Annotated in this window: 21 protein-coding genes; 10 read left to right on the forward strand and 11 right to left on the reverse strand. The window is 69.2% G+C overall.

Annotation, left to right across the window (positions count from 1 at the left end; translation table 11 throughout):
• Window positions 1–101: 101 nt before the first annotated feature.
• Window positions 102–1,319, reverse strand: coding sequence for a hypothetical protein (locus tag ACIRRA_RS39395; RefSeq protein ID WP_402779373.1), 1,218 nt, complete (start codon window positions 1,317–1,319; stop codon window positions 102–104).
• A gap of 368 nt (window positions 1,320–1,687) precedes the next feature.
• Between ACIRRA_RS39395 and ACIRRA_RS39400 the strand changes: the two genes are divergently transcribed.
• From ACIRRA_RS39400 to ACIRRA_RS39410, 3 genes are all read left to right on the forward strand, one after another.
• Window positions 1,688–3,205 carry an FAD-dependent monooxygenase gene (locus ACIRRA_RS39400; protein WP_402779375.1) on the forward strand — a complete coding sequence of 506 codons (1,518 nt, stop codon included), beginning with the start codon at window positions 1,688–1,690 and terminating at the stop codon, window positions 3,203–3,205.
• A gap of 169 nt (window positions 3,206–3,374) precedes the next feature.
• Complete coding sequence (locus ACIRRA_RS39405; protein ID WP_402779377.1) at window positions 3,375–4,826, forward strand: FAD-dependent oxidoreductase; 1,452 nt, start codon at window positions 3,375–3,377, stop codon at window positions 4,824–4,826.
• A 218-nt stretch (window positions 4,827–5,044) separates the two neighbouring features.
• Complete coding sequence (locus ACIRRA_RS39410; RefSeq protein ID WP_402779379.1) at window positions 5,045–5,923, forward strand: NAD(P)-dependent oxidoreductase; 879 nt, start codon at window positions 5,045–5,047, stop codon at window positions 5,921–5,923.
• Window positions 5,924–6,075: 152 nt separating this feature from the next.
• Here the strand turns inward: ACIRRA_RS39410 and ACIRRA_RS39415 are convergent, their stop codons facing one another.
• The 9 genes from ACIRRA_RS39415 to ACIRRA_RS39455 all read right to left on the reverse strand — a co-directional run bounded on the left by ACIRRA_RS39415 (window position 6,076) and on the right by ACIRRA_RS39455 (window position 16,101).
• Window positions 6,076–7,299 (reverse strand): hypothetical protein, encoded by a 1,224-nt coding sequence (locus ACIRRA_RS39415; RefSeq protein ID WP_402779381.1) that lies wholly within the window; start codon window positions 7,297–7,299, stop codon window positions 6,076–6,078.
• Between the two features lie 5 nt (window positions 7,300–7,304).
• Window positions 7,305–7,526: a hypothetical protein gene (locus ACIRRA_RS39420; RefSeq protein WP_357005732.1), complete on the reverse strand. Its 222-nt coding sequence runs from the start codon at window positions 7,524–7,526 to the stop codon at window positions 7,305–7,307.
• Window positions 7,527–7,634: 108 nt separating this feature from the next.
• Window positions 7,635–10,001, reverse strand: coding sequence for a GMC family oxidoreductase N-terminal domain-containing protein (locus ACIRRA_RS39425; RefSeq protein ID WP_402779384.1), 2,367 nt, complete (start codon window positions 9,999–10,001; stop codon window positions 7,635–7,637).
• Between the two features lie 11 nt (window positions 10,002–10,012).
• A complete protein-coding gene (locus ACIRRA_RS39430; RefSeq protein ID WP_402779386.1) occupies window positions 10,013–11,041 on the reverse strand; it encodes a hypothetical protein in 1,029 nt (342 codons plus the stop codon).
• A gap of 13 nt (window positions 11,042–11,054) precedes the next feature.
• A complete protein-coding gene (locus tag ACIRRA_RS39435) occupies window positions 11,055–12,578 on the reverse strand; it encodes an aldehyde dehydrogenase family protein (RefSeq protein ID WP_402779388.1) in 1,524 nt (507 codons plus the stop codon).
• A 186-nt stretch (window positions 12,579–12,764) separates the two neighbouring features.
• Window positions 12,765–13,487 (reverse strand): FadR/GntR family transcriptional regulator, encoded by a 723-nt coding sequence (locus tag ACIRRA_RS39440; protein WP_402779390.1) that lies wholly within the window; start codon window positions 13,485–13,487, stop codon window positions 12,765–12,767.
• 123 nt (window positions 13,488–13,610) lie between these two features.
• Window positions 13,611–14,045 (reverse strand): hypothetical protein, encoded by a 435-nt coding sequence (locus ACIRRA_RS39445; RefSeq protein ID WP_402779392.1) that lies wholly within the window; start codon window positions 14,043–14,045, stop codon window positions 13,611–13,613.
• Window positions 14,046–14,132: 87 nt separating this feature from the next.
• Complete coding sequence (locus tag ACIRRA_RS39450) at window positions 14,133–14,906, reverse strand: hypothetical protein (RefSeq protein WP_402779394.1); 774 nt, start codon at window positions 14,904–14,906, stop codon at window positions 14,133–14,135.
• Window positions 14,899–16,101, reverse strand: coding sequence for a neprosin family prolyl endopeptidase (locus tag ACIRRA_RS39455; RefSeq protein WP_402779396.1), 1,203 nt, complete (start codon window positions 16,099–16,101; stop codon window positions 14,899–14,901). The genes ACIRRA_RS39450 and ACIRRA_RS39455 overlap by 8 nt, the downstream gene beginning before the upstream one ends.
• 407 nt (window positions 16,102–16,508) lie before the next feature.
• Between ACIRRA_RS39455 and ACIRRA_RS39460 the strand changes: the two genes are divergently transcribed.
• Window positions 16,509–17,639, forward strand: coding sequence for a glycosyltransferase (locus tag ACIRRA_RS39460; protein ID WP_402779398.1), 1,131 nt, complete (start codon window positions 16,509–16,511; stop codon window positions 17,637–17,639).
• A gap of 122 nt (window positions 17,640–17,761) precedes the next feature.
• On the opposite strand, the gene ACIRRA_RS39465 is transcribed toward ACIRRA_RS39460, so the two are convergent.
• The gene (locus tag ACIRRA_RS39465) at window positions 17,762–18,883 is read right to left on the reverse strand and encodes a hypothetical protein (RefSeq protein WP_402779400.1); all 1,122 of its coding nucleotides are present in this window, start codon (window positions 18,881–18,883) and stop codon (window positions 17,762–17,764) included.
• 317 nt (window positions 18,884–19,200) lie between these two features.
• Here ACIRRA_RS39465 and ACIRRA_RS39470 point away from each other — a divergent pair, with 317 nt between their 5' ends.
• The 6 genes from ACIRRA_RS39470 (at window position 19,201) to ACIRRA_RS39495 (ending at window position 22,905) form a co-directional block, all read left to right on the forward strand.
• Window positions 19,201–20,385, forward strand: coding sequence for an anion permease (locus tag ACIRRA_RS39470; protein ID WP_402779403.1), 1,185 nt, complete (start codon window positions 19,201–19,203; stop codon window positions 20,383–20,385).
• 11 nt (window positions 20,386–20,396) lie between these two features.
• The gene (locus ACIRRA_RS39475; protein ID WP_402779405.1) at window positions 20,397–20,690 is read left to right on the forward strand and encodes a hypothetical protein; all 294 of its coding nucleotides are present in this window, start codon (window positions 20,397–20,399) and stop codon (window positions 20,688–20,690) included.
• A 3-nt stretch (window positions 20,691–20,693) separates the two neighbouring features.
• Window positions 20,694–20,996, forward strand: coding sequence for a DUF3349 domain-containing protein (locus ACIRRA_RS39480; RefSeq protein WP_402779407.1), 303 nt, complete (start codon window positions 20,694–20,696; stop codon window positions 20,994–20,996).
• Window positions 20,997–21,028: 32 nt separating this feature from the next.
• Window positions 21,029–21,340 (forward strand): DUF3349 domain-containing protein, encoded by a 312-nt coding sequence (locus tag ACIRRA_RS39485; RefSeq protein ID WP_402779409.1) that lies wholly within the window; start codon window positions 21,029–21,031, stop codon window positions 21,338–21,340.
• Window positions 21,341–21,525: 185 nt separating this feature from the next.
• Window positions 21,526–22,632, forward strand: coding sequence for an alanine dehydrogenase (ald, locus tag ACIRRA_RS39490; RefSeq protein WP_402779411.1), 1,107 nt, complete (start codon window positions 21,526–21,528; stop codon window positions 22,630–22,632).
• Window positions 22,633–22,683: 51 nt separating this feature from the next.
• Window positions 22,684–22,905: a hypothetical protein gene (locus ACIRRA_RS39495; RefSeq protein ID WP_402779413.1), complete on the forward strand. Its 222-nt coding sequence runs from the start codon at window positions 22,684–22,686 to the stop codon at window positions 22,903–22,905.
• Window positions 22,906–22,926 lie beyond the last annotated feature (21 nt).

Genomic DNA, 22,926 nt, shown 5'->3' on the forward strand with positions numbered 1-22,926 from the left:
GGTCGGCAGACGACGAGGAATTGGAATCATCCGTGGCACAAGGGTTCCCGTGCCCGGCGGGAAAGCGCCCCGTGCGAATTCGATCGACGATGGCGGCGCGCTCAGCGCAGGAAACGGATCGTGTTGGTCAGCGTGGCCAGCAGCGAATCCAGGTGCTGGTCGGCGATGCGGCGTTCGAGGACCTGGAGGTCGAGGCGGGTGGCGGTGGCCCACAGCTCGCCCACGTGGGCCTGGACATCGACATCGGTCGCGGCCAGCACCCACAGCAGCGGCGGCCACAATCGGGCGGCCTGGGCCAGCGCGGGCAGCATGAGCAGGGTCGGGGCGTCGAGGGTTGCCAGGCGCAGGCCCGCACGGCGGCGCACCTCGGTGGGAGTGCGCGCGAGGGGTTCGAGGACCCCGCGCCACACGGCCAGGTCGCTGTTGCCGTCGACGGCGTCGACGAGGGTCTCGGCGATCTCCGTCAGCACCGGGTTGAGGGCCAGTCGGGTCAGGGCGTGCGGGCTCAGTCGCCCGAAGAAGCGCAGCATGTCGTCGGTGGCGTCGGCGGCGATATAGGTGGTGATCAGGTCCGCCACCGCCGAGGGCGGGGCCACGTCGAAGAGGATGTCGCCGACCGCGGCGATCACATCGGGGGCGCAGCGTGCGAACACCGACAGCGCCGCGAGCCGTAATTCCTTGGAACCATTGATGACCGTGCCCAACAGCCGCGGCAGCCGCTGACTGCTGCCCGCGAGCAGCTGCCGCATCACCGCACTGAGGGACTCGCCCGAATACGCGTAGGCGGCCGAGCGTATGAGGCCCTCGTCGTCGGAGACACCCTCCTCGATCGCCTGGATCAATTCCGGTGTCGCATAGGCCAGGAACGGCCCCGCGGTGATGTAGTCGCGCCGGGCGAGCAGCTCGTTCAGGATCGCCACCACCGGCGCGGGCGGCGCGTCGTCGGCGAGCTGACCGACCGTGCGCGGATCCAGATACGGCGCACAGTCCGCGGCATACCCGACATCGAGTCGCAGCAGCGCCTCGATCGCCTTGGCCGGATACTTCACCCCGATCGCGCCGGCCGCGCGCCCGGTCATGGTGGGCGGCACCAGCCGCTGCACGATCGGCAGCGAGATGCTCAGGGGGATGACGGGGACCAGCTTGGCGATGCGCTCGAACACCGGTGCATGCTGGTCGAAGAGGTTGCCCGCCATGCGTTGTTGCAGCTCGTGCAGCCGATGCGGGCCGAGCCGTTCGAGGTGGGCGAGCCGTTCCACCGGCACGTGCAGGGTCCGGGCCAGGAGGACGAGCTGGGCTCGCGTCACCAGTTCGGTCATAAGCCCGGTCGCACCGTGTACGCGTGGCAACCCGCGAATTCGACTGTGGCGGACATACTTTCCCCGTTTCCCCGGGTGACCCGAGCTGGGCCTCCGGATGTCGACCGCCCATCATAGAGGTGACCAGCGGGCGAAAGGTGCAAAAAGTGCAGAGTCCCTGTACACCGTTGGGATGCGGCCATGAGTCAACCCGCGGGGTGGTACCCCGAGCGTCCCGGCTCCCGGGTGATCCGCTGGTGGGATGGCAGCCTCCGGCCTGGCCATCGACACCGCCCCGAAGCAGGATTCGCGCGGCTGGAACCGACCGCGCAAGCGGTGCGCAAGCCGACGCAAGTGCCCGGTAATCGGCCACCACCACAGTGATTCTCATGAACGAGACACGAGATGTGGTGGTGGCCGGGGCCGGACCGGTCGGGCTGATGCTGGCCTGCGAGCTGCGGCTGGCGGGGGTGGACGTGCTGGTGGTCGAGCGTCTCGCCGAACCGGATCTGACGATCAAGGCGGGCGCGATCAATGTGCCCACCGCCCAGGCGCTGGGCCGGCGAGGTCTGGTGCCGGAGCTGCGGGCGGCCCACCAGGCGGCGCTGGCCCGCATGGGCCGGATGTTCGCGGGCGCAGCGGTTCCCACCGCGCCGCGGCGTCAACCGGCCGGCGCGCACTTCGCCGGGATCATGCTGTGGGCCGACAATGTCGACGGCGAGGATCCGGCCTTCGCCGATCTGGGCCCCGCGGCCGAATACCGCTTTCTCGATCAGCAGACCATCGAATCCGTCCTGGCCCGCCGCGCCGCGGACCTCGGAGTACCGGTGCGCCGCGGGGTCGAGGTGACCGGATTCGACGACGACGGGGTCGGTGTCACCGTCGACTGCGGCGGGCGGACCGTGCGCGCGGGCTGGCTCGTCGGCTGCGACGGCGGCCGCAGCACCGTGCGCAAGCTGGCCGGATTCGAATTCCCCGGCCTGGACCCCGAGATCACGGGCCGCCAGGCGCTGGTCGAGATGACCGGCGCGGAGGCCGTACCCCTGGGCTGGCACACCACGCCCACCGGAATCTTCGTCCACGGCCCCCAACCCGGCCGCATCCTGACCGTGGAACTCGACGGCCCACCCGCCGACCGCACCAACCCGGTCACCGCCCAGGAACTCGAGGACAGCTTCGAACGCGTCACCGGCGTGAAGGTGCAGATCTCCACGGTGGTTTCGGCCACCCGCTTCACCGACAACAGCCGCCAGGTCCCCGACTACCGCAGGGGCCGGGTCCTGCTGGCCGGCGACGCCGCCCACGTGCACTCCCCATTCGGTGGCCAGGGCCTGAACCTGGGAGTCGGCGATGCGGTCAACCTGGGCTGGAAGCTGGCCGCTGTGATCCGCGGCCGGTCCCCGGAGGCGTTGCTGGACACCTACACTCGCGAACGCCACCTGATCGGCGCCTGGGTGCTGGACTGGACGCGCGCGCAGATCGCGCTCATGCGCACCGATCCGCGCAGCCGGGCGCTGCGGGCGGTCACCACGGATCTGCTCGACACCCCGGCGGCCACCACCCGGGTCGTGAAGCAGCTCTCCGGCGTGCTGCACCGTTACGACCTGGGCAGCGGTGACCCGCTGGTCGGCGCGGCCACGCCCGATTTCGAACTGTCCGACGGCACGAGCGTGTCCTGCCACTTCGCCGACGGCCGTGGCCTGCTGCTGGATCCGTTCGACTCCCCCGCCCTGCGCGCCCAGGTCGAGCCGTGGGCGGATCGCATCCGGATCGTCACCGCCAAGTTCACCCGGCCGCACGAGCCGCTGTCGCTGCTGATCCGCCCCGACGGCATCGTCGCCTGGACCTCCGCCGAGCCGCATGACCTCGAACAGGCCCTGACCACCTGGTTCGGCAGCCCTGCGTGACCGCTCCCGCGGCACCTTCCCGCAGTGGGCGGCGCGCCGCACCACCGGAGCCGATGCCGGCAGCTCCCATGGCCGCGCCGGCGGTATCCGGTGAGTGAGACAGGCGTTTTCGGTCGGCGCGACGGGCTGGGACCGTTCGCGGTGAACGAGATGGAAGGACGGTGCGGTCGTGGGCAACTCGGGTGTGGCGTGGGATGTCGAGGCCGATGTGGTCGTCGTGGGATTCGGCGGGGCGGGCTGCGCGGCCGCCGTCGCGGCCCACGATGCCGGGGCGCGAGTGCTGGTGCTGGACAAGGAATCCGGTGACCGGGCCGGTGGCAGCACGCGGGTGTCGGGCGCGGTGTGGTTCGACAACCGGGATCCCGAGCGGGCCGCGGTCTACCTGCGCAGCCTCAGCGCCGGACGGCCGATCCCGGAACCGGTGGTGCAGGTGTGGGCGCAGGAGACCGCCCGCAACAGCGAGTGGATGGAAAGCCTCGGCATCCCGGTCGGTTTGGCGGTGCCCGCGCCACCGGAATTCCCCGACCTCGACGGCAGCGATGTCATGCGCGGGTGGATCGGCGTCGAGGGCCGCATGGGTGACGGACTGCTGTGGGCGGCCCTGTCGGACGCGGTCCGCGCTCGCGGCATCGAGGTCCGGTTGCAGACGCCCGCACACGAATTGATCACCGGCGACGGCACGGTGCTCGGCGTCCTGGCCACCGCACCGGACGGGACCGCCCTGCGGATCCGCGCCGACCGCGGAGTCGTGCTGGCCACCGGCGGATTCGAGGCGAACCCGGAGATGGTGCGCGATCACCTGCGCCTGACCGACCCGGTGGTCTGGGGCACGCCCGCCGCCACCGGCGACGGCCTGCGCATGGCGGTCAAGGCCGGAGCCGACCTGTGGCACATGTCCAACATGATGACCCTGCCCGGATTGCGTGCTCCCGGTTACGAAGCCGGGTTCTACACCGCGTTCCCCAACACCAACAGCTTCGTCTACCTCGGCCTCGACGGACGCCGCTACTGCAACGAACGGGTCGCCCTGGGCCACGGCCATGCCCGCATCAACGGCAGCTACCAGCTGTTCCCCACCGCCCCGATGCACATCGTCTTCGACGAATCCGCACGCCGCGCAGGCCCGATCGTGCCCGGACGCGAGCGCCTCGCCGTCGGCTGGGCCAGCCTGATCGAAGGCTACGAGTGGAGCGCCGACAACAGCGCCGAGATCGGCAAGGGCTGGATCCACCGCGCCGACACCCTCACCGAACTCGCCGACATCCTGCACGTGGACGCGGACGTTCTGCTGCAGACCGTCGACCGCTACAACGCCGCCTGCGCCGCCGGCCACGACGACCAGTTCGGCCGCCCCGCAAAGACTCTCGCACCGCTGTCCGAGCGGCCCTACTACGCTTTCACCGCCGCCCCCATCCTGGCCTGGAGCAATGGCGGCCCCCGTCGCAACGAAAACGCCGAAGTGCTCGATCCTTTCGGCGCGGTCATCCCCGGCCTCTACGCCGCAGGCAATGTCAGCTCCACCTATTCCTGGTGCAAGGACGGCGGTTTCCACATCGCCGACGCCCTCGCCTTCGGCCGCATCGCCGGTGGGCGCGCAGCCCACCGCGGCGGGCCCGCGTAGCTCGGAGCCAGCGAGGAGGGCGGGTCCGTCGCAGCCGTTTCGCCGCGCGCGAGGAACTCGTCCAGATCCGGCACGCCGTCCGGCTGACCTGAACACTCACGTTCGGGTTAGTAGCTGAGCAATTTGTGCGTACTTGTGGGACGCATCCGTAACCGGCAGCCTCGAATTCAGCGCGCGCCGGAACCACTCGCCAACGAGCGACAAGGAGTTGTCCTGCAATGACGAACATCCAGCACAGCCCGGTGACCGTACTCGGCCTCGGTGCGATGGGGCGGGCGCTGGCGGCAGCGTTCCTGAAGGCCGGGGTGGCGACCACGGTGTGGAATCGCACGCCCGGCAGGGACGTCGAACTGGTTGCCGCGGGCGCGGTTTCAGCGGAGACGGTCCGGCGGGCGGTGGGCGGCGGTGAGCTGGTCGTCACTGTGCTGCTCGATCACGCGTCCGTGCACGAGACCCTCGATCCGATCGCGGCCGAGCTCCGCGGCAGACAGTGGCTCAATCTGACCAGCACCTCACCGGAGCAGTCGCGGGAACTGGCGGCCTGGGCGGCCGGGCACGGCATCGATTTTCTGGACGGCGGGATCATGGCGGTCCCGGACATGATCGGCGCGGAAGGCTCGAGCATTCTCTACAGCGGGTCGCGGACGATCTTCGACGCCCAGCGCCCCACCCTCGAATTACTGGGCTCGGCCGAGTATTTCGGCAGCGACGCGGGTCTGGCCGCACTGTGGGATTTCGCGCTGCTGTCGACCATGTACGCCATGTTCGGCGGTTTCTTCCAGGGCGCGGCCCTGGTCGGTTCGGCCGGAGTTCCGGCCTCGGAGTTCGCGATTCGCGCGGCGGGGTGGGTGGCCGTCATGTCCCGGACGCTGCCCGCCTACGGCCGCGTCATCGACACCGGCGACTACACCAGCGACGTCTTCCAGGACCTGGTCTTCACCAAAACCGCACTGGACACGTTGCGTCGAGCTGCATTCGATGCCGGAATCACCGCCGAACCGCTCGACGGGATCGCCGCCCTGGTGGACCGTCAGGTCACCGACGGACATGGCGCGGCCGCTTTCGAACGCAGCATCGAGGCGCTGCGCGGGCAATGACGGACCGTGCACCCGGTGACCGCGCCATCACCGAGTATCGAGGCCCCGCCTGCGGGAACGGTCAGGTGCGGTGGGCGCTCGGCACCGCGCGCACCGAAACCCGCTGCGGCCCTCGCGACTCGACTGTCGCCGGGGCCGCAGGGCCGGTGACATTACTGTGTGAGCTGCAATGTTGCGATCAGTGTCGTCAACTGCTCGCCCAGACCGAGATCGGCGATGCGCTGCTCGATCTCGTTGCGCTCCAAGGCCGGCAGCGGCGACCACAGCTCCCCGATCCGCGACTGCGCGTCCGGCTCGGCGGTGGCGAGGACCTTCAGCAGCGGCGGCCACAGGTGCGCGGTCGACGCCAGCCCCGGGAGCCCGGTCAGCGTCGCGGTGTCGAAATGCGAGATGGCCCCGCCGATCCGGCGTGAGATGCCCGGCTCGGTGCGCTCGGCCAGCTCCAGCAGACCCCGCCAGAGCGCGGCCTCGCTGCTGCCGTCGGCCGCGCCCGCGATGGCGTCGATGGACTCCGGTTCGCCGAGAATCGGATTGGCCGCGAGCAGGTCCAGCGCCGCGGGGCTGAGCTGCCCGGCGAATCGCAGCGTCTCCGGGATCGCCCCGGCGGAAATGAAGGTCTCGACGAGGTCGGCGATCTCGTCGGCCGACCCCACATCGAAGAGGATGTCGCCGATCGCCACGATCACATCGGTGTCGCAGCGTGCGAACACCGACAGCGCCGCCAGCCGCAACTCCTTGGAGCCCTGCAGGATGGTGCGGGCCAGCTTCGGAATCCGCCGCCCCTCGCCGGTCAGCAGGTGCCGGATGATCACGCTGATGTTCTCGCCGGAGAACGAGTACGACGCCGACCGGATCAGGCCCTCGTCGTCGTGGACGTCCCGCTCGACCGCCTGCACCAGATCCGGTGTCGCATAGGCCAGGAACGGTCCCGCCGTGATGTAGTCCCCGCGCCGCAGCAGCTCGTTGATGATCCGCATGACCGGTCCGGCCGGCGCGATATCGGCCAGCTGCCCGACGGTGTGCGGATCCATATAGGGCGCGGCCTCGGCCGCGTAGCCCGGATCGAACATGCCCACCGCCTCGGCGGCCTTCCTGGGGTGATCCACCCCGATCGCACCCGCAGCGCGACCGGCCATCACCGGCGGCACCAGCTTCTGCACCAGCGGCAGCGAGATGCTCAGCGGGATGATCGGCACCAGCAGCGACAGCCGCGAGAAGATCGCATTGTGCTCGGCGAACATGACCTGCGCCATGCGCTCCTGCAGTTCGTGCAGGTTGGCGGCGCCGAGCTTGTCGAGATGGGCGAGCTTGTCCTCGGAGACGTGTAGCGTCCGCGACAGCAGGGTGATCTGCGCGCGGGTGACCAGGTCGCTCATCGCCCCTACCCGAGCTTGTTGCCGAACATGATCTTCTTGGCGGCCGTGCGCAACGGCCACGGCAGCGCGCCGACGGTCTTGTCGACGGCCTCGACCATGGCGATGTTCTCGGTGCGCTGCGCCTGCTGGAAGATCGCCAGCAGATCGGCGGTCTCGGCCTCGGTCAGCAGATCGAGCGCGGCCAGCGACCCACCCAGTTCCCGTTCGAGTTCGGCTCTGGCACCCATTGATTCGTCCCCATCCTCCGGAATGATCCGGATCACCCCTTTTGTGCTTATACCAATCTCTACCAAGATCACAGGTGGTGCGCCAGAGGGGTGACGGGGCGAATCCGGTCAATTGAGGTCGGCTGCAATCAGATCGGCGGCACGCAGGGCGAACGCCATGATGGTGACCTGCGGATTGACCCCCAGCGACGTCGGGACGACCGAACCGTCGGCGACATACAGACCGGTCGTGCCGAATACCCGATGGCCGAAATCCACCACCGCCGTCCGGGCATCGGGTCCCATTCGGGCGGTGCCCAGCGGATGCGGGCCCATCATGCGGAATTGCCGCGGACTCAACCGGATCGCCGCGACGGTGCGGGCCTGATCGAGCGTGCGGATCGGCGGGGTCCCCGCGATCGGCAACGCCACCGCCTCCGCTCCGCCGCGCAGGAACAGCTCGGCCAGGCTCGCGCAGGCGTGCTGCAACGCGGCCTGGACGCGCGGGGTCAGGTGATAGCGGATCAGGGTCCGCCCGGCCGGACCGTGATGCACGCTGCCGGTGCCGGTGTCACGCACCATCGCGCCGAACTGCTCGGTGTGGGTCCAGCGGTTCATCCACTCGGTGAGCCGCGCGCCGTGGAACGGCAGCGTGCCGGCCGCGAACTGCGGTGGGATGGCGACGCCTTCGAAGGTGACCAGCGGGTCGCCCAGTCCTTCCACCTGATAGCCCTGCGGGATCCCCGACCACGGTGTTCCGGGCGTCGGCATCATGGCCACCGCGCCCAGGGACGGATGCACCGACAGGTGGCGTCCCAGCGCGGGCAGGGTCACGCCATTGCGGCGCAGCAGCAGCGGCGTCATGAGCGCGCCGGCCGCGACCACCACCGCGCGGGCGCGGATCTCTACCGTCCGCGGCGCGCCGTGCGTGTCCTGGCCCTCGGCGAGCACACCGGTGGCGCGGCTGCCCGACAACAGAATTCGGGTGACGGTCAGATTCGTGAACAGCTGCGCACCGCCCTTCAATGCCCGCGGCACCCAGCTGACATTGCTCGAGCGTTTGGCCTCGATCGGGCAGCCGTACACGCACTGGCCCTGCCCGTCGCAGCCCACCGCATTGCGCGGCAGCGGACCGTGCGCCGCACCCAGGGCGTCCGCGCCCGCGCCGATGATTTCCGCGACCCGGCCCAGATAGCGGGGATCGGCGGGGCCGATACCCAGTTCGGCGGCGACCTCGTCCAGATAGGGTGTGAACGCCTCGGGGGCGAAGTCGCCGGGGAAGCCCAGGTCCAGCCATTCCCGCAGCACCGCGTCCGGGGTGCGGAAGGCGGTGCCGGAATTGATGGCGGTCGTCCCGCCCACCAGCCGTCCCGTGCTGACGCCGAGCACCGAATTGCCGAGCGCGAGGTTGTATCCGCCATCGCGCCAATACTTTTGGGTGCGCTCCCCCAGATCCCCGCGGAACTGTGCGCGACCGGCGTACTCGCCCTCCTCGACCATCACCACGCCGAGGCCGTGCTCGGTGAGCCGGGCCGACGCGGCCGCACCGCCCGCGCCGGTGCCGATCACCACGACATCGCAGTCGATCGTCTCCCGCCGCGACAGCTCGGTCGGGGTGGTGACATTGGCCATCCAGCCCGGGCGTTGCTCGAGCACGGGTTCGTCATAGCGTGGCGCGCCGATCGCATCCAGATAGCGGCGGTCACCGAAATGCGCGATCCGCAACGGAGTCTCGACGGCATCGACCGCGTGGCGCAGGGTGCTGCCGAGCCGGGCCTCCTCCACCAGGGTGCGGCGTTGCGTAACCGTCAGCGCCGCAGCACGTTTGCCGTGCCTGGCGCGTGCCGCCGCGTCGAGCCCGCGTAGGGCCGCCCGCAGTCCGGATTGCATGAGCGGGGTCATATTGCCGATTAAGGCGTCGACCCGATCGATGGTGGCGGCGTCGACCGCCGGCACCGACCCGCCCGGCTCGATCAGCACCTCGGCCAGCGCCGCGAGGGTCTCACGATGCCCCGGCGCGAGTATCCCCTCCGGATGGCGACCCTCGGGCAGGTCGGTGCGCAGCGACACCCACGGCTGAAACGAGCGCAGAAAACTCGGATAGTCATTGGCGAAGAACTGCATTCGTCCCTGCGCGACCTGCTCGCCCTCGCACGACAGGGTGGTGGCGAGGTTGGTCAGGCCGGCATGCGCGCCGCGCAGCCAGCGCACATCCTTGCGGCCGCTGAGGTGCCAGGCGCGGCCCTCGTCGTCGCGGAACTCGAGTTCGTAGGTCATCAGCCGCTTGGTCACCGGTAGCGCGATGAGGGTGCCGAGCACCGCCGCGCCGTCGGCCCACGGCAGGGCTCTGATGGTGCCGGTGATGCGGGCGCGCCCATTGGTGACGAATCCGCGCGCGTGTCCGGATTCGCAGCGCAGATCCATGGCCACGTGATGAGCCAGCCCGTCGGCGTCGTAGAGCTCGCCGCGCATGGTCTCGAAGAAGGTCAAAGGCATAGCGGGCTCTCTCAGACGGTCGGGGACACCGACGCAACCGGGTGCGGGACAAGGAATTCCAGCGCGCCGCCGTGCGGGCTGCGCAGCTCGAAGGCATTGCCGTTGATCGGGGCGACATGCACGGTGACGGCGGCGGTCTTGGAATTGAGGCAGTAGCTGGTGTCCCGCGCGGGGTTCCGGTAGGCCAGGCACACCATCTGCTCGGGCTCGGCGTGCATGCGCAGTTCCGCGGTGCCGTGGCGGCCGCGCATGCGCAGGGTCCATGCGGGGAAGTCGAGCAGCGGGCGCTGCCGCCACAGGTCGACGATCCGGTCGAACCGGAATTCCTCGTCGCCGCGGCGGATGACCAGCATGGACAGCAGCGGCGAGGTGCAGCCCGCGATACGGGTGCGGCCCGAGGCCGCTTCCATCACGGCGAAGGGTTCGCCGCCCCGGGCATCGGTGAAAACGCACTGGCCCCAGGCGTATTCGGGGCTGTGTTCCCGGCCCCAGTTGTGGCCCTGCATCCCGTGCCAGCCGCTCAGGTCCCAGCGGTCGCCCTGCCACTCCAGCCGGCCCGTGCAGGTCAGCACCGGAAACGGGGTCACCAGTTTGTTGTTCGGTACCGGAGTATCGAGCAACCGGTCGCTGGGCAGCAGCGACATCGGCCCACCCAGGCCCGGCACCGTGCTGAAGCTCAGATCCCAGGCGACGGTCTGCGCGGCATCGGACAACGTGCCGGCGGTCGTACCGCCGCTCCCGGTCAACGACAGGGTCAACGGACCGACGGTGAGGTCCTGCCCGATCGAGTGCGCCTCGAATCGTGCCGCCGCCAAGGGAATGTCGAGACACCACGCGTGCGTGCGCCGCCCGTCGAAGACGCTGCACCACGCCTGCGCCAGCGCGGTCCCGTCGCGCGAGGTGAGCACGGTCGCCTTGATCCACACCGCGCGCGGCGATTGCGGGTCATTGGCGCGCACGAACCACGATTCGACGTGATCGGCCCCCGGCCGCAGCCGCGGAGCGTTCTGGGCGATGGCGGTCATGACCTGGTTGTTCACCGATTCCCGTCCTTCAGAGTTTCGGCTGCCGGCTGAGCATGCCCAGCAGCACGTGACCGGCCCGCCCGTATCCTCGCAGCCGAGCCGCCGCCCGCGGCGTGACCGCGCCGGAGGCCAGCGCCCGCATGGCGTCCTCGAGTTCGGGCCCGTACGGATACCACCAGGGCCGCTTCGGCCCGAACGCCGGGCCGCGAGGCAGATCCACGACCTGCACCCAGCTCGCATCCAGCAGCGCATCGACCCCGTGCGAGCGGCCGAAGCCAGACCGGCCGACCCCACCCCACGGCAGCTCCGGCGTCGAATACATCGTCGCCGCAACATCATTGATCGACACCGCGCCCGCCCGCAGCCGCTGCGCCAGCGCGCGGGCGCGCCCGATATCGGCGGAGAACACACTGGCGGTGAGTCCGTACTCGGTCGCATTGTGCAGCGCCACGGCCTCGTCATCGGACCCGAACCGCGCGATCGCCGCCACCGGCCCGAACGTCTCCTCCTGCCACACCTCGGCCGCCGTGACACCCACACCGCTCACCAGTGCGGGCGAGAGGTGGCGGTCCCGCAACGGTTCTCCGCCGCGCACCTGCACGCCGCTCTGCCGCGCCGCGGCGAGATGACGCTCCCACACCCGCTGCTGGCGGTCATCGATGGCCGGCGCCAGATCCCGCCCGGTGTCGATGCGCCGCACCTTGTCTTCGAGCCTGACCAGGAACGCGTCGTGCAGCGATTCGTGCACCAGCACCCGCTCGATCGAGCAACAGGCCTGTCCCCCATTGAAGTTCGCGCCCCAGGCCACCGCCGAGGTGGTGAACTCCAGGTCGGCATCGTCGAGCACGATCGCGGCGTCGATCCCGCCCAGTTCCAGCCCGACCGGAATCGGGAATCGCGCGGCCGCCGCCATCACCGTCCGCCCGGTGGCCACCGAACCGGTGAACAGCACCTTGTCGGGCCGTCCGGCGATCAACTCGGCCCCGACCGCCCCGTCCCCGAGCGCCAGTTGCAGTACCCCGGCGGGCACTCCGCAGTCGGAGATCAGCTCGACGAGCGCCTCGGCCACCCGCGGAGTGAGCTCGGAAGGCTTGAGCACCACCGCATTCCCCGCGATCAACGCGGGCAGCACCTGACTGAACGGAATCAGGAACGGCAAGTTCCAGGGCGCGATGGCGACCACGACCCCGTAGGGCCGATGCGTGCGAATCGCCTTCCGATGCGGCACGGTCGCGGAGCTTATCCGGGTCGCGCCCAGGGTGGCGACGGCACTGTCGAGGTGATGGCGCGCCAGGGCGATCGCCGGGACGACCTCGTGGGCCAGCGCTTCCGCGAGTGGCTTGCCGTTCTCGGTGACGATCTCCGCCGCGATCCGGTCCATCCGGTCGAACAGCAGCTGCGGCAGCGACCCCAGCGCCCGGACCCGTTCGGCGACCGTCAGCGCAGCCCACTCCGGCTGCACCTCCCGTGCCCGCTCGAGCAGCACTGCCGGGGCAACCGCGTCCGGCCGCTCGGCGCGAGCCTCGCGTTGCGATTGCAGAGGGGGCGTCATGCACGTACCGCCTTGTCCAGACAGATGATCTTGGCCTGATGGCCAAGTGGTCAGACCAATATATCGATCCGGTGTCGAAACACAAGACCGCCGTCCGGATCTGTCAGCTGTGCCCAGCGGTCGCCGGAGCGGGGCTCGGTACGCGCGGGGGTCTATACGCGGGCTGGGCCGGTGCGGACGGGCGTCCTATGCACCGGATCGAGCCTGCCCCAGAAATGCGTCGAACGACTCCGCCGCGATCGCCAGCAGGGCATCCGCCGCTGCCCGCGCCTCCTGTGTGTCGCCCGCGATGACCGCCTCGGCCAGCGCGCGGTAGCGATCGACACTGCCCACCTCACCGGCCATCACCCCCGCCAGCGCCTCCACCGCGGGTTCGTAGACCGCGCGCAGATCGTTGTAGAGCAGCCGGTACACGATGGAATCCGCACCATCGACGAGGTGATCCCAGAAAGTGATCGCGGACATTTGCTGTGTCACCGGATTATGTTCCGCCGCAAGCGTTTCCATCGCCGCGTGCAGCGACTCGGCCAGCCCGGCCCCGGCGCGCTCGGCGGCCAGCCCCGCCACCTCCCGCCCGAGCACCCACCGCGTCTCCAGGATCGACCGCACCACCGCGTGGTCCAACTCCCCCTGCCGAATCAGCAACCGCGGCAACATCTCCAGCCCCGCGTGCCGCCGGAAGTCCTGCACCGTCGTCGACCCACCCTGCCGGACCTCGACCAGCCCGGTGTGGGCCAACCTTTGCAGCGCCTCCCGCACCGTCGGCCGCGACACCCCCAGCGTCTCCGCCAAGGCCCGCTCCGCGGGCAGCGCCGCCCCCGGCGTCAACTCGCCATCCAGCACCTCACCCACGAGCTGCTCGAACACGGTGTCCGGTACCGTCCGCCGATCGATCCGCTTGAACGCCATCCCCGAACGCTAGATGTGCGCACCCAACAGGTCAAGCGGCCAGACCAGTAGCCGGCCGCTACCCCACACCCGAACCGCCCGCGGCGGCGGCGAGGTCCTGAACAGCTAGAGAACCCTCGGGGATCAGGCGCTGCGCATCTGTCCGGCGGTCTGGATTTCGGCCTTGTCCTCGGCTGGTGTGTTGTCGGCCCCCGCCTTGATCTGGGCGATTTGCTTGGCGGCGTCTGCGGTGAAGTACCCGCCGACGACAACGCCTGTGAGCACGGTGAAGTTCGCAGTCAACGGATCCAGGGCATTCCCGTCTCGACCACCGATGAGATTCAAGAAGGCCGCCCAGGCGACGAGAGCCAGATAGGTCACGACGAATCCGGCGGCGATGGCATCACGCATCGAGTTCCGGTTCGCCCGCCCCTGTGCGTGCTTGCGCTGTATGAGCCAGACCCCGAAAAAGGTCGCCGCCGCTATCACGCCGGCGCCGCCCGCGAGCGGGGCATCCTTCTTACTGAAGAAGTAGTCCCACAGTGGGGCAGCGGCCGCGACGACGATGACCGAGGTCACGAGAACCATTGCGCCGACCGCGGTCGCGCTGAGTTCGGAAAGTTTGGGCATGGTGTTCTCCCGAGGGTAGGTTCGCCCGGCTCGCTGTCAGCCACCGGTTCCGTTGAGGGCGTTGATATCGGCACGGAGGGCGGCGATGTCGATGAGCTGCGTGTTGGTGTCCTCCTGGGTGATCACGACCCAGGCCTCGTCCAGGCAGGCCGCCGTCCAGGCAGTGGTGGACTGCTGCTGCGCGCCCCAGGTGACCCAGGTGTCGGTGCCGTTACCGTCGGCGGCCACCTTGAGGATGCAGTGGCCTTCGCTCGGGTCGGGCTGTTCACCATTGGTGACGGTCCACGGCCGTTGTCGGCTGAACAGCTGGTCGGCATCGTCGGTGAGGGAGACCCCGCAGTAGGTGCCGGTGAAGGCGGCCATTGCGGCGTCGACGGCAGCCGGGTCGGTGTGGTCGACGGGGGCGAAAGCGAGGATCTTGCCGGCCCGGTACCACGCGAGCAGCAGATGGGCGATGTTGGCCCCCTTGTCCACCCCATGGTCGTATGTCAGATATTCCGCGACGAGATCGTTGGAGCTTTCCCAGCTTTCGCTTTCCTGGCCGCGGGCCGCCTTGGCCATCCGATAGTGCTGGCGGCCGGCGAAGGTGCAGTCGCCGACCCCGTTCGGGTGACTGCTGCAGGCCGGGTCGGGTCCGTTGCCGAGCATGCCCCAGTCGGTGATGCCTTGACTGACATCGACCGGGTATTGGGGTCCGGGCAACGGTTGGCCCGGCCGGGTGTATTCGTGAAGATATTTCAGCGGGAACCGGTCGGCGGGTGCCAGTGCGGGGAGCCGGCCGCGTTTGCCGGGGATGCGGTGGTCAGACATGTGCTTCTGCCTTTTCGGTGACGAGTGTCGTGAAAGCCGGCGCGACGCCGTTGCCCGGGCCGCCTGCGAAGAAGTAGCTGCCCCAGCCGGCGCCGCTCTGCATGGTCTGGGCGATGTCGTAGTAGGTGGAATCCTCTTGGGAGGCACTGCCATTGAGGTCCGACATGGTGCCGTCGGTGACGGTTTGGACCTGAATGCCGTTCTGGAAGCAGGCATTCGGCCAACCGGCCTCGGCGAATTCGCCGCTGCCCATCTGCGTCGTGGTCTGGGTGGGGTCGGCCAACGCGGAATACACCTCACCCCAGAACCCGGCCCAACCGGCGTGGTCGGCCAGGGCGGCGGTTCCGAACAGCGAAGCCGGATAGTAGCCGAGCCAGACGCCTTGCACCTGGAACCACCAATTGCCTTGCCACAGCTGGAATTTCATGCTCACGCCGATCTGCCGGCCGCCGATGACGCTGATGCCGTTGATCGCCGCGCCCGGATGGGCGGTGGCGTCGTATTGGATCCAGCCCTGCACGGTCTCGTTGTAGCCGCCGAGGTTGTCGCCGTCGTTGGTGTAGCCGTTGGTGGTGTAGTAGGTGAAGATGTGTGGGCTGGCGTCGCCGTTGAGGCCCTGGTCGACGGTCCAGCCCGCCTCGAGCGACTGCGGCTGCGGATTGTCGTAATTCTGCAATCCGAATTGATTGATCGAGTGATCACTGCCGTTTTCAACCGACGGGTCGTATACCGCGAGGAAGGACTGGCAACCGTAGAACGTGCCCGACTGGCCGCTGGTGGCGTGGTAGTAGCCGAACGGATTCGGGTCGGCGGCACCGGCATTCTGCCCTGCGCCGCGACGGTCGATCCCCTTCTTGTCGGCGCCGCGCCGGGCGACGCGACGGGCGTGGACGGCCAGGTCCCGCAGGATCGGCACGGTGCCCTCGGGTCCGCGTTCGGCGTTCGGGTCCTGCAACTCGAACGCGACCGCACCGAGTTCGCCGGGAAACGGGGCGGTCGTTCGCCGCGGACCGGAATCTGCTGGGGCGGGCGGCGGTGTCGCGACCTGTCCGCCGGGAACCTGGGATTCGATCGGTACCCAGTCGATGAGCCGCCCGCCCGCAGTGGTGGTCGTCGCCACGGCCGCGGGATGCGGTGCCACATGCCGAGCGGCGATCGCCTCGGCGTCCTTGTTCGAACCTGTCTCGTTGCTCATGTCTTCTCCAGTGGAATCGGGTGCCCTCCACTACAGCCGCATCCCGGACCCGCGGAAACGATCAAATCGAGCCAAGGTTTTCACCGATTGCGATCACCACCGGAAAACGGCACGGCCGCCGGGAACGATGCCTGCCTCGGGCCACGTCGCCGGCTGGGCCATCCACCCGCGCCTGCCTGATACCGACTCCACGCAGCACAGACCGGGTGATGGAGATTTGCCCGGAATTGCGCGCTGCGGGCTTTCCGATCTTGGTGGTCCGGGCCGGACGGGATTCGGGGTATGAGGTTCGGGTGGGCGGTGCGAGGTGCCGACTACGCCCGGTTCGCTGGGTCTTTCGCGGGTGTTCATGTGGTGTTGGCGCCGGGGGTGCCGACGGTAACCCGTTGCCCTGCACGATCGGCCACGTGCGCATCGTTCAGCTGGCGAACTTCTATGGTCCGCGGTCGGGTGGATTGCGCACCGCGTTGCATCACCTGGGCGAGGGATATGCGGCCGCCGGGCACGAGGTGGCGCTGGTCGTGCCGGGGCCGAAGCGGGCCGAGGAGGTGCTGCCGACCGGGGTACTGCGGATCACGGTGCCCGCGCCGCAGATTCCGTGGACCGGGGGCTACCGGGCAGCGGACCCGCGCCGGGTCGCCGACACCCTGGCCGGGCTGCGGCCCGATGTGCTGGAGGTGTCGGACCGGTTGACACTGCGTGGCTTCGGCCGCTGGGCGCGCCGCCGCGACATCGCGGGCGTGATGATCTCCCATGAGCGCCTCGACCGGTTGCTGGGCCAGATCCTGCCCGGTCCGATCGCCCGCCGCGCCGCCGACGCCGCCAACCGCCGCACCGCCGAGGACTACGACGTGGTCGTCTGCACCACCCAGTTCGCGCGCGAGGAGTTCCACCGCATCGACGTCGAGAACGTCGAACTCGTCCCGCTCGGAGTCGATCTGGACATGTTCCGGCCGGACCGCCACGACCACCGCCTGCGCACCGATCTCGGCGCCGACGACTACCCGTTGCTGGTGCACTGCGGCCGCCTCTCGGTCGAGAAACGGGTCGACCGCAGCATCGCCGCGGTGAGCGCACTGCGCCGCCGCGGGCTCGAGGCCCGTCTGGTCGTCGCGGGCGACGGCCCTCGCCGCGACGCCCTCGAACGCCGCGCCCGCACCATCCCACCGCTCCCGGACGGCCGCCCCACCGTCCACTTCGCCGGATTCATCGACGACAGAACCGCTTTGGCCACCCTGCTGGCCACCGCCGACGTCTCGCTGGCCCCCGGCCCGCACGAGACCTTCGGCCTGGCCGCGCTGGAAGCCCTCGCCGCCGGGACCCCGGTGGTGGTCAGCCGCTCCTCCGCGCTGGCCGACATCATCACCGCCGAAGCGGGTGCGGTCGCCGCAGACCATCCGAGGGCTTTCGCCGAGGCCGTCACCGACGTGCTTTCCCGCCCGGCCGCCGAACGCCGCCGGGCCGCCCGCAGCCGCGCCGAGGAATTCACCTGGCCCGCAGCCGTTTCCGGCATGCTCGGCCTGCTCGGGCAGGGCTGACCGCTCACCTCGGGGTCGGGTGGTCGACGTGCCGGGTGAGTGGTGCGCAAGGCGCTCGCGCCGCTCACCCGGACCTCCGGGCACGACCTTCGTACAGCAGATCTGACTTCCGCTGAAGCCGGTCAGTCGCGCGACGGGTCGGGCTGCCAGGGCACGTAGGGCCGTCCCGACGCCTCCGCAGCATTTTTCGAGGAGTTCAGCTGATACGGCGTGATCCCGCCGGGCTGCCACGGTCCGGCCGAGCCCGCCACGAGTGCCGACCCGGACTTGGGGGCCAGGCCGATCTCATTGCGCACCACCGTGATCGGGCGGTCGGCGAGCGAGAACCAATCCAGGTCGAGGAAGTCGTGGCTGCCCCGGGTGAGTGCGCCGCGCCGCATGGCATCGCCGAGCCGTTCGGCCATGCCCCGGGTGCTGAGGTGGCCTTCGTCGGCCTCGAACAGGCCCGCGCCCGCACGCAGGTACCCGGTCTCGAACAGCGAAATCACCATGGCCAGCAAGCTGAACGCGCGCGGATCGTCATTGGCGCGGGCCATGAAGGCGAAGACCTCGATCTCGTTCTCGAGGGTGGTCCCGTACCCGGCGAGCACGTGCACCCAGTCGTGCTGGGCCAGCAGCGGCGGGGCGGAACCGGGCAGGCCGGGGGTGACGAAGCCGCGGTCGCGGTAGAAGTCGGCGACGCCGCGTCCCAGCGTGCCGACGGGCAGATCCCACAGTTCGGCCCAGCTCCCGGCCAGCACAGGATCGTCGGTGACCGCGCTCCACGAGCTGTCCAGGCCCTCGGTGTGCAGCGCGTCCAGCCGCAGCGTGTTCGTATTGCCCAGATAGCCATTGCGGGTGAAGTCGACCGCGGCCAGATCCACCGCGCCCTCGGCGTAGCGCTGCGCGACGGCGATCATGTCGTCGTCGACGCCCAGCGCATCGGCGAACTCCCGCAGCCGGTTTCCCACTTCCGCCGGCAGCGGACGCACCACCAGCGCCGCGAGCAGCATGGTCTGCACGATGCGTTCCCGGAAAACCCGATTGCGCCGCGCCATGCCGTCCGCGAACTCCGCCGCCCCGATCGGGCGCACCTCGGCCAGTTCCACCGGATGCCCGGTCATCGACAGGAACAACGCCGGAATCAGCAACTCCTGCAGCGGCGTCAGCCCCGTCTCCCCTGCCGCCGCACTGACCACACCCCGCGCCAGGAACCGCACCTCGGCGGCATCCGGCGGCGTGAGCAGCACCTCGTCCATCTCCACCCTCCAGAACCTCGGGCCCCAGCGGCCCGCCTCATTCTCACCGCGAAACACCACCGCCGCGCGTTCATTTCACTGATGGCGTAGTCCGCCCACCTCCGGCCCCCGCTCGATTCCGAATCCTGCGAGAGGAGGTGATCGCGAATGAACCCGCTGCAGATGCTGTGCAACTGGATGTGCACGCTCATGCCCGGCTGCTGCCAGGGCATGTGAGAGGCCGGATACCCCGGGCGACGGTCCCGGGGTTATCCGATTGAATTTCCAGTGAACACCGGCGTGTAGGCGTTCTGCGCACGGTATTCCGTTGTGACACTGGAGTTGTGAGCGCTGAGCTACTGGTTCTCTTGATCGTGGTGGTTACCGCGTTGGCTTTCGATTTCACCAACGGGTTCCATGACACGGCGAATGCGATGGCGACCTCCATCGCGACCGGCGCGCTCGCTCCCCGGGTGGCAGTGGCCCTGTCGGCCGTGCTCAACCTGGTCGGAGCGTTTCTGTCGGTCGAGGTCGCCAAGACGGTCTCGGGTGGGCTGTTGAATATCAGCGGTATCCACGGTATGGCCCTGCTGCACATAGTTTTCGCGGGCCTGGTCGGCGGAATTCTGTGGAATCTCTTCACCTGGCTGGTCGGAATTCCGTCGAGTTCCTCCCATGCCCTCTTCGGTGGCCTGATCGGGGCCGCGGTCGCGGCGCTGGGCGCGAGCGGCGTGATCTGGACCGGGGATCAGAAGACCGGTCTGATCAACAAGATCATCCTCCCGGCCGTGCTGGCGCCCTTCGTCGCCGCATTGGTGGCCGGACTGGGCACCTACGCGGTCTACTGGCTGACACGCCACTCCCGCAAGGACCGGGTGAGCACCGCATTCCGTTGGGGCCAAATCGGTTCCGCGTCGCTTGTCTCGCTGGCCCACGGCACCAATGACGCCCAGAAGACCATGGGCGTCATCTTCATGGCCCTGGTCGCCCGCGGCACCTACACGAATGCCGACGATATCCCGCTGTGGGTGAAGGTGTGCTGCGCGCTGGCGATCGCCGCAGGTACCTATCTGGGCGGCTGGCGCATCATCCGCACCCTGGGCAAGGGCCTGGTGGAGATCGATTCGCCGCAGGGCTTCGCGGCCGAGACCTCCTCGGCGGCCATCATTCTCACCTCGGCTCAGTTCGGCCTGCCGCTGTCGACCACCCAGACCGCGACCGGATCCATCCTGGGCACGGGCCTGGGCAAGCCGGGCGCGGAGGTGCGCTGGGGTGTCATGGGCCGCATGGCCGTGGCCTGGGTGCTGACCCTGCCGCTGGCCGGTCTGGTCGGCGCGGCCTGCTGGTGGGTCGCCGATCTCGGCGGTGGCCTGCCCGGTGTGCTGATCGTGCTGGCCGTGCTCATCGCCCTGTCGGTCTTCATGTACCTTCGCTCGCGCCGCAATCCAATCGACACCAGCAATGTCAACGACGACTGGCAGGACGGCCTCACCCCGCCGGCCCAGCCCCGCGAGACGGCCGCGGCCTGAGGAGAGCGAGCATGCACACTTTCAACGCCATCGCCAAGTCCCTGGGCGAGGTCACGCTGATCGCGCTGGTGCTCGGGGTCGGGGTGCCGGTGATCTTCGGGATCGGCGTCCGGCTCTGGGCCCTGGAACCGGCCGCCGACGGCCCGGCCACCACCAACCGCAATGTGGTCGTCACCGCCATCGCCTACCTCTGCTTCGCGGCCGCCCTGATCGTGGTCACCGCCGGAATCCTCTATATCGCCAAGGATTTCATCAGCCACACCTTCGACATCCAGTTGTTCGGTGCGAAGCCCCCGAAGAAGTGAGCCATGACGACCAATCGTTCGATCCTCGCCACCGTCCTCGCCTGGCTGCGCGCGGGCTACCCGCACGGCATCCCGCGTGAGGACTACGTGGCCCTGTTCGCGGTGTTGCACCGCAAGCTCACCGACCGCGAAGTCGATGAGGTCATCGAGGGATTGCTCGCTTCCGGCGGCGTGCTGGACCGGGCCGCCATCGAAACCGCCATCGCGCGACTCGCCCACGAGAAGCCCGGCGCCGACGACGTGAACCGGGTCGCGGCCCGGCTGGCGGCCGGCGGGTGGCCGCTGGGCGACCCGTCCGAGGCGTGAGATCCGTTCCGGCAGAGTGGAACCGAGCGCCGATGGAGTTGTCCGAGCTACTGGCCAGGATTGTCGGCTGGCTGCGCGCCGGGTACCCGAACGGCGTCCCCGACACCGACTATCTGCCGCTGCTGGCCGTGCTGGCCCGGCGGCTGTCCGAGGACGAGGTGCGGCAGGTGGCCGCCGAGCTGGTGCTGCTCGGCGCGCTGCCCGCCGACCGGGCAGACGTCGGGGTGATCATCACCAAACTCACCGATGAGATGCCGCGCGCCGGCGATCTGGATCGGGTCCGCGCTCAGCTGCGGGCGGGCGGTTGGCCGATCGGCGACAGCTGGCCGGAGCCGTTGCAGTAGCGCGGCAAACGCCGAAGATGCTTCGGTGTGACTCAGATCGCACTCAAGGATTTCGAGTATTCGAATAGTAGAGTGCATGTTCAGAGAATTTTATTCACCTCTCTGGTGCTGATCTCGCACAATCTTCATACTGACTCTCTGGCGGCGATCCCGCCGAAACCCAGTCGAGAGAGTCAGGAGTGCGGATGAAGATCGGAATTCCCCGCGAGGTCAAGAACCACGAGTACCGGGTGGCCTGCACGCCCGCCGGCGTGCACGAGCTGGTGGCCCGCGGCCACGAGGTGGTCGTCGAGGCCGGTGCGGGCGTCGGCTCGACGTTCGAGGACGACGCATACCGCTTCGCGGGTGCGCAGGTGCTCGACACCGCCGACGAGGTCTGGGGCATCGCCGATCTGGTGCTCAAGGTGAAAGAACCCGTCGCCGAGGAGTATTCGCGCCTGCGTCAGGATCAGGTGCTGTTCACCTACCTGCACCTGGCCGCCTCCCGGGAGTGCACCGACGCCCTGCTGTCCTCGGGCATCACCTCCCTCGCCTACGAAACCGTCACCGCCCCCGACGGTTCCCTGCCGCTGCTGGCCCCGATGAGCGAGGTCGCGGGCCGGCTGGCGCCGCAGGCGGGCGCATATCACCTGATGCGCAGCGGCGGCGGCCGCGGCGTGCTCATGGGCGGTGTGCCGGGTGTGCGCCCGGCCCGCGTGGTGGTGATCGGTGCGGGCGTGTCCGGACGCAATGCCATTGCCGTCGCGCACGGCATGCATGCCGAGGTCACGGTGCTGGACTTGAACATTCAGCGCCTGCGCGAGATCGACGATCTGTACCACGGCCAGGTGCGCACCGTCATGTCCAACCGGCTCGAGGTCGAGAACCTGGTGCGCGAGGCCGACCTGGTCATCGGCGCGGTGCTGGTGCCCGGCGCGAAGGCCCCCACCCTGGTCTCCAATGACCTTGTCGCCCAGATGAAGCCGGGTTCGGTGCTGGTCGACATCGCCATCGACCAGGGCGGCTGCTTCGCCGACTCCCGTCCCACCACGCACGCCGAGCCCACTTACCGGGTGCACGGCTCGATCTTCTACTGCGTGGCCAATATGCCCGGCGCGGTGCCGCACACCTCGACGGTGGCCCTCACCAACGCCACCCTCCCCTATGCCGTCGCCCTGGCCGACAAGGGCTGGCGCGCCGCCGTCGCCGCCGACCCGGGCCTGGCCGCGGGCCTGAGCACCCACAAGGGCGAACTACTCTCGGAATCGGTTGCGGCAGCGCACGGTTACGCCGCACACTCCCTGGCCGTCTGAAACCTCATCCGGAAAGGTTGACACGGTAATGCCCGGCGATGGTGACCGGCCATGACTACCGAACGATGGTTCCTGCCCGAAGGTGATGTTCACGTGCGGATCTGGCTGGCCGGCGTGGTCTTCGATTACACGGTCACAGCGGCGGCAGTCCGTAACCTGATCCACGATTGGCGCAAAAAGCATTGGTTCACAATCGAATTCATACGCGACGCCATCGACGACCATCGGCTGCTGCCGCGCCTGCCGTGCGAACGACTGTTCCTCGGACCGTGACCGGCAGCACCGAGATGACGG

Origin of the sequence: Nocardia sp. NPDC101769 (genome assembly GCF_044766925.1) — a bacterium.
In the GTDB taxonomy this organism is placed as follows: domain Bacteria; phylum Actinomycetota; class Actinomycetes; order Mycobacteriales; family Mycobacteriaceae; genus Nocardia.

Bases quoted from the DNA above. Each gene is read 5' to 3' on its own strand.
- ACIRRA_RS39395 (WP_402779373.1), bottom strand. From the start codon at position 1,319: ATGACCGAACTGGTGACGCGAGCCCAGCTCGTCCTCCTGGCCCGGACC.
- ACIRRA_RS39400 (WP_402779375.1), top strand. From the start codon at position 1,688: ATGAACGAGACACGAGATGTGGTGGTGGCCGGGGCCGGACCGGTCGGG.
- ACIRRA_RS39410 (WP_402779379.1), top strand. From the start codon at position 5,045: ATGACGAACATCCAGCACAGCCCGGTGACCGTACTCGGCCTCGGTGCG.
- ACIRRA_RS39415 (WP_402779381.1), bottom strand. From the start codon at position 7,299: ATGAGCGACCTGGTCACCCGCGCGCAGATCACCCTGCTGTCGCGGACG.
- ACIRRA_RS39420 (WP_357005732.1), bottom strand. From the start codon at position 7,526: ATGGGTGCCAGAGCCGAACTCGAACGGGAACTGGGTGGGTCGCTGGCC.
- ACIRRA_RS39425 (WP_402779384.1), bottom strand. From the start codon at position 10,001: ATGCCTTTGACCTTCTTCGAGACCATGCGCGGCGAGCTCTACGACGCC.
- ACIRRA_RS39435 (WP_402779388.1), bottom strand. From the start codon at position 12,578: ATGACGCCCCCTCTGCAATCGCAACGCGAGGCTCGCGCCGAGCGGCCG.
- ACIRRA_RS39440 (WP_402779390.1), bottom strand. From the start codon at position 13,487: ATGGCGTTCAAGCGGATCGATCGGCGGACGGTACCGGACACCGTGTTC.
- ACIRRA_RS39450 (WP_402779394.1), bottom strand. From the start codon at position 14,906: ATGTCTGACCACCGCATCCCCGGCAAACGCGGCCGGCTCCCCGCACTG.
- ACIRRA_RS39455 (WP_402779396.1), bottom strand. From the start codon at position 16,101: ATGAGCAACGAGACAGGTTCGAACAAGGACGCCGAGGCGATCGCCGCT.
- ACIRRA_RS39475 (WP_402779405.1), top strand. From the start codon at position 20,397: ATGCACACTTTCAACGCCATCGCCAAGTCCCTGGGCGAGGTCACGCTG.
- ACIRRA_RS39480 (WP_402779407.1), top strand. From the start codon at position 20,694: ATGACGACCAATCGTTCGATCCTCGCCACCGTCCTCGCCTGGCTGCGC.
- ACIRRA_RS39485 (WP_402779409.1), top strand. From the start codon at position 21,029: ATGGAGTTGTCCGAGCTACTGGCCAGGATTGTCGGCTGGCTGCGCGCC.
- ald (WP_402779411.1), top strand. From the start codon at position 21,526: ATGAAGATCGGAATTCCCCGCGAGGTCAAGAACCACGAGTACCGGGTG.
- ACIRRA_RS39495 (WP_402779413.1), top strand. From the start codon at position 22,684: ATGACTACCGAACGATGGTTCCTGCCCGAAGGTGATGTTCACGTGCGG.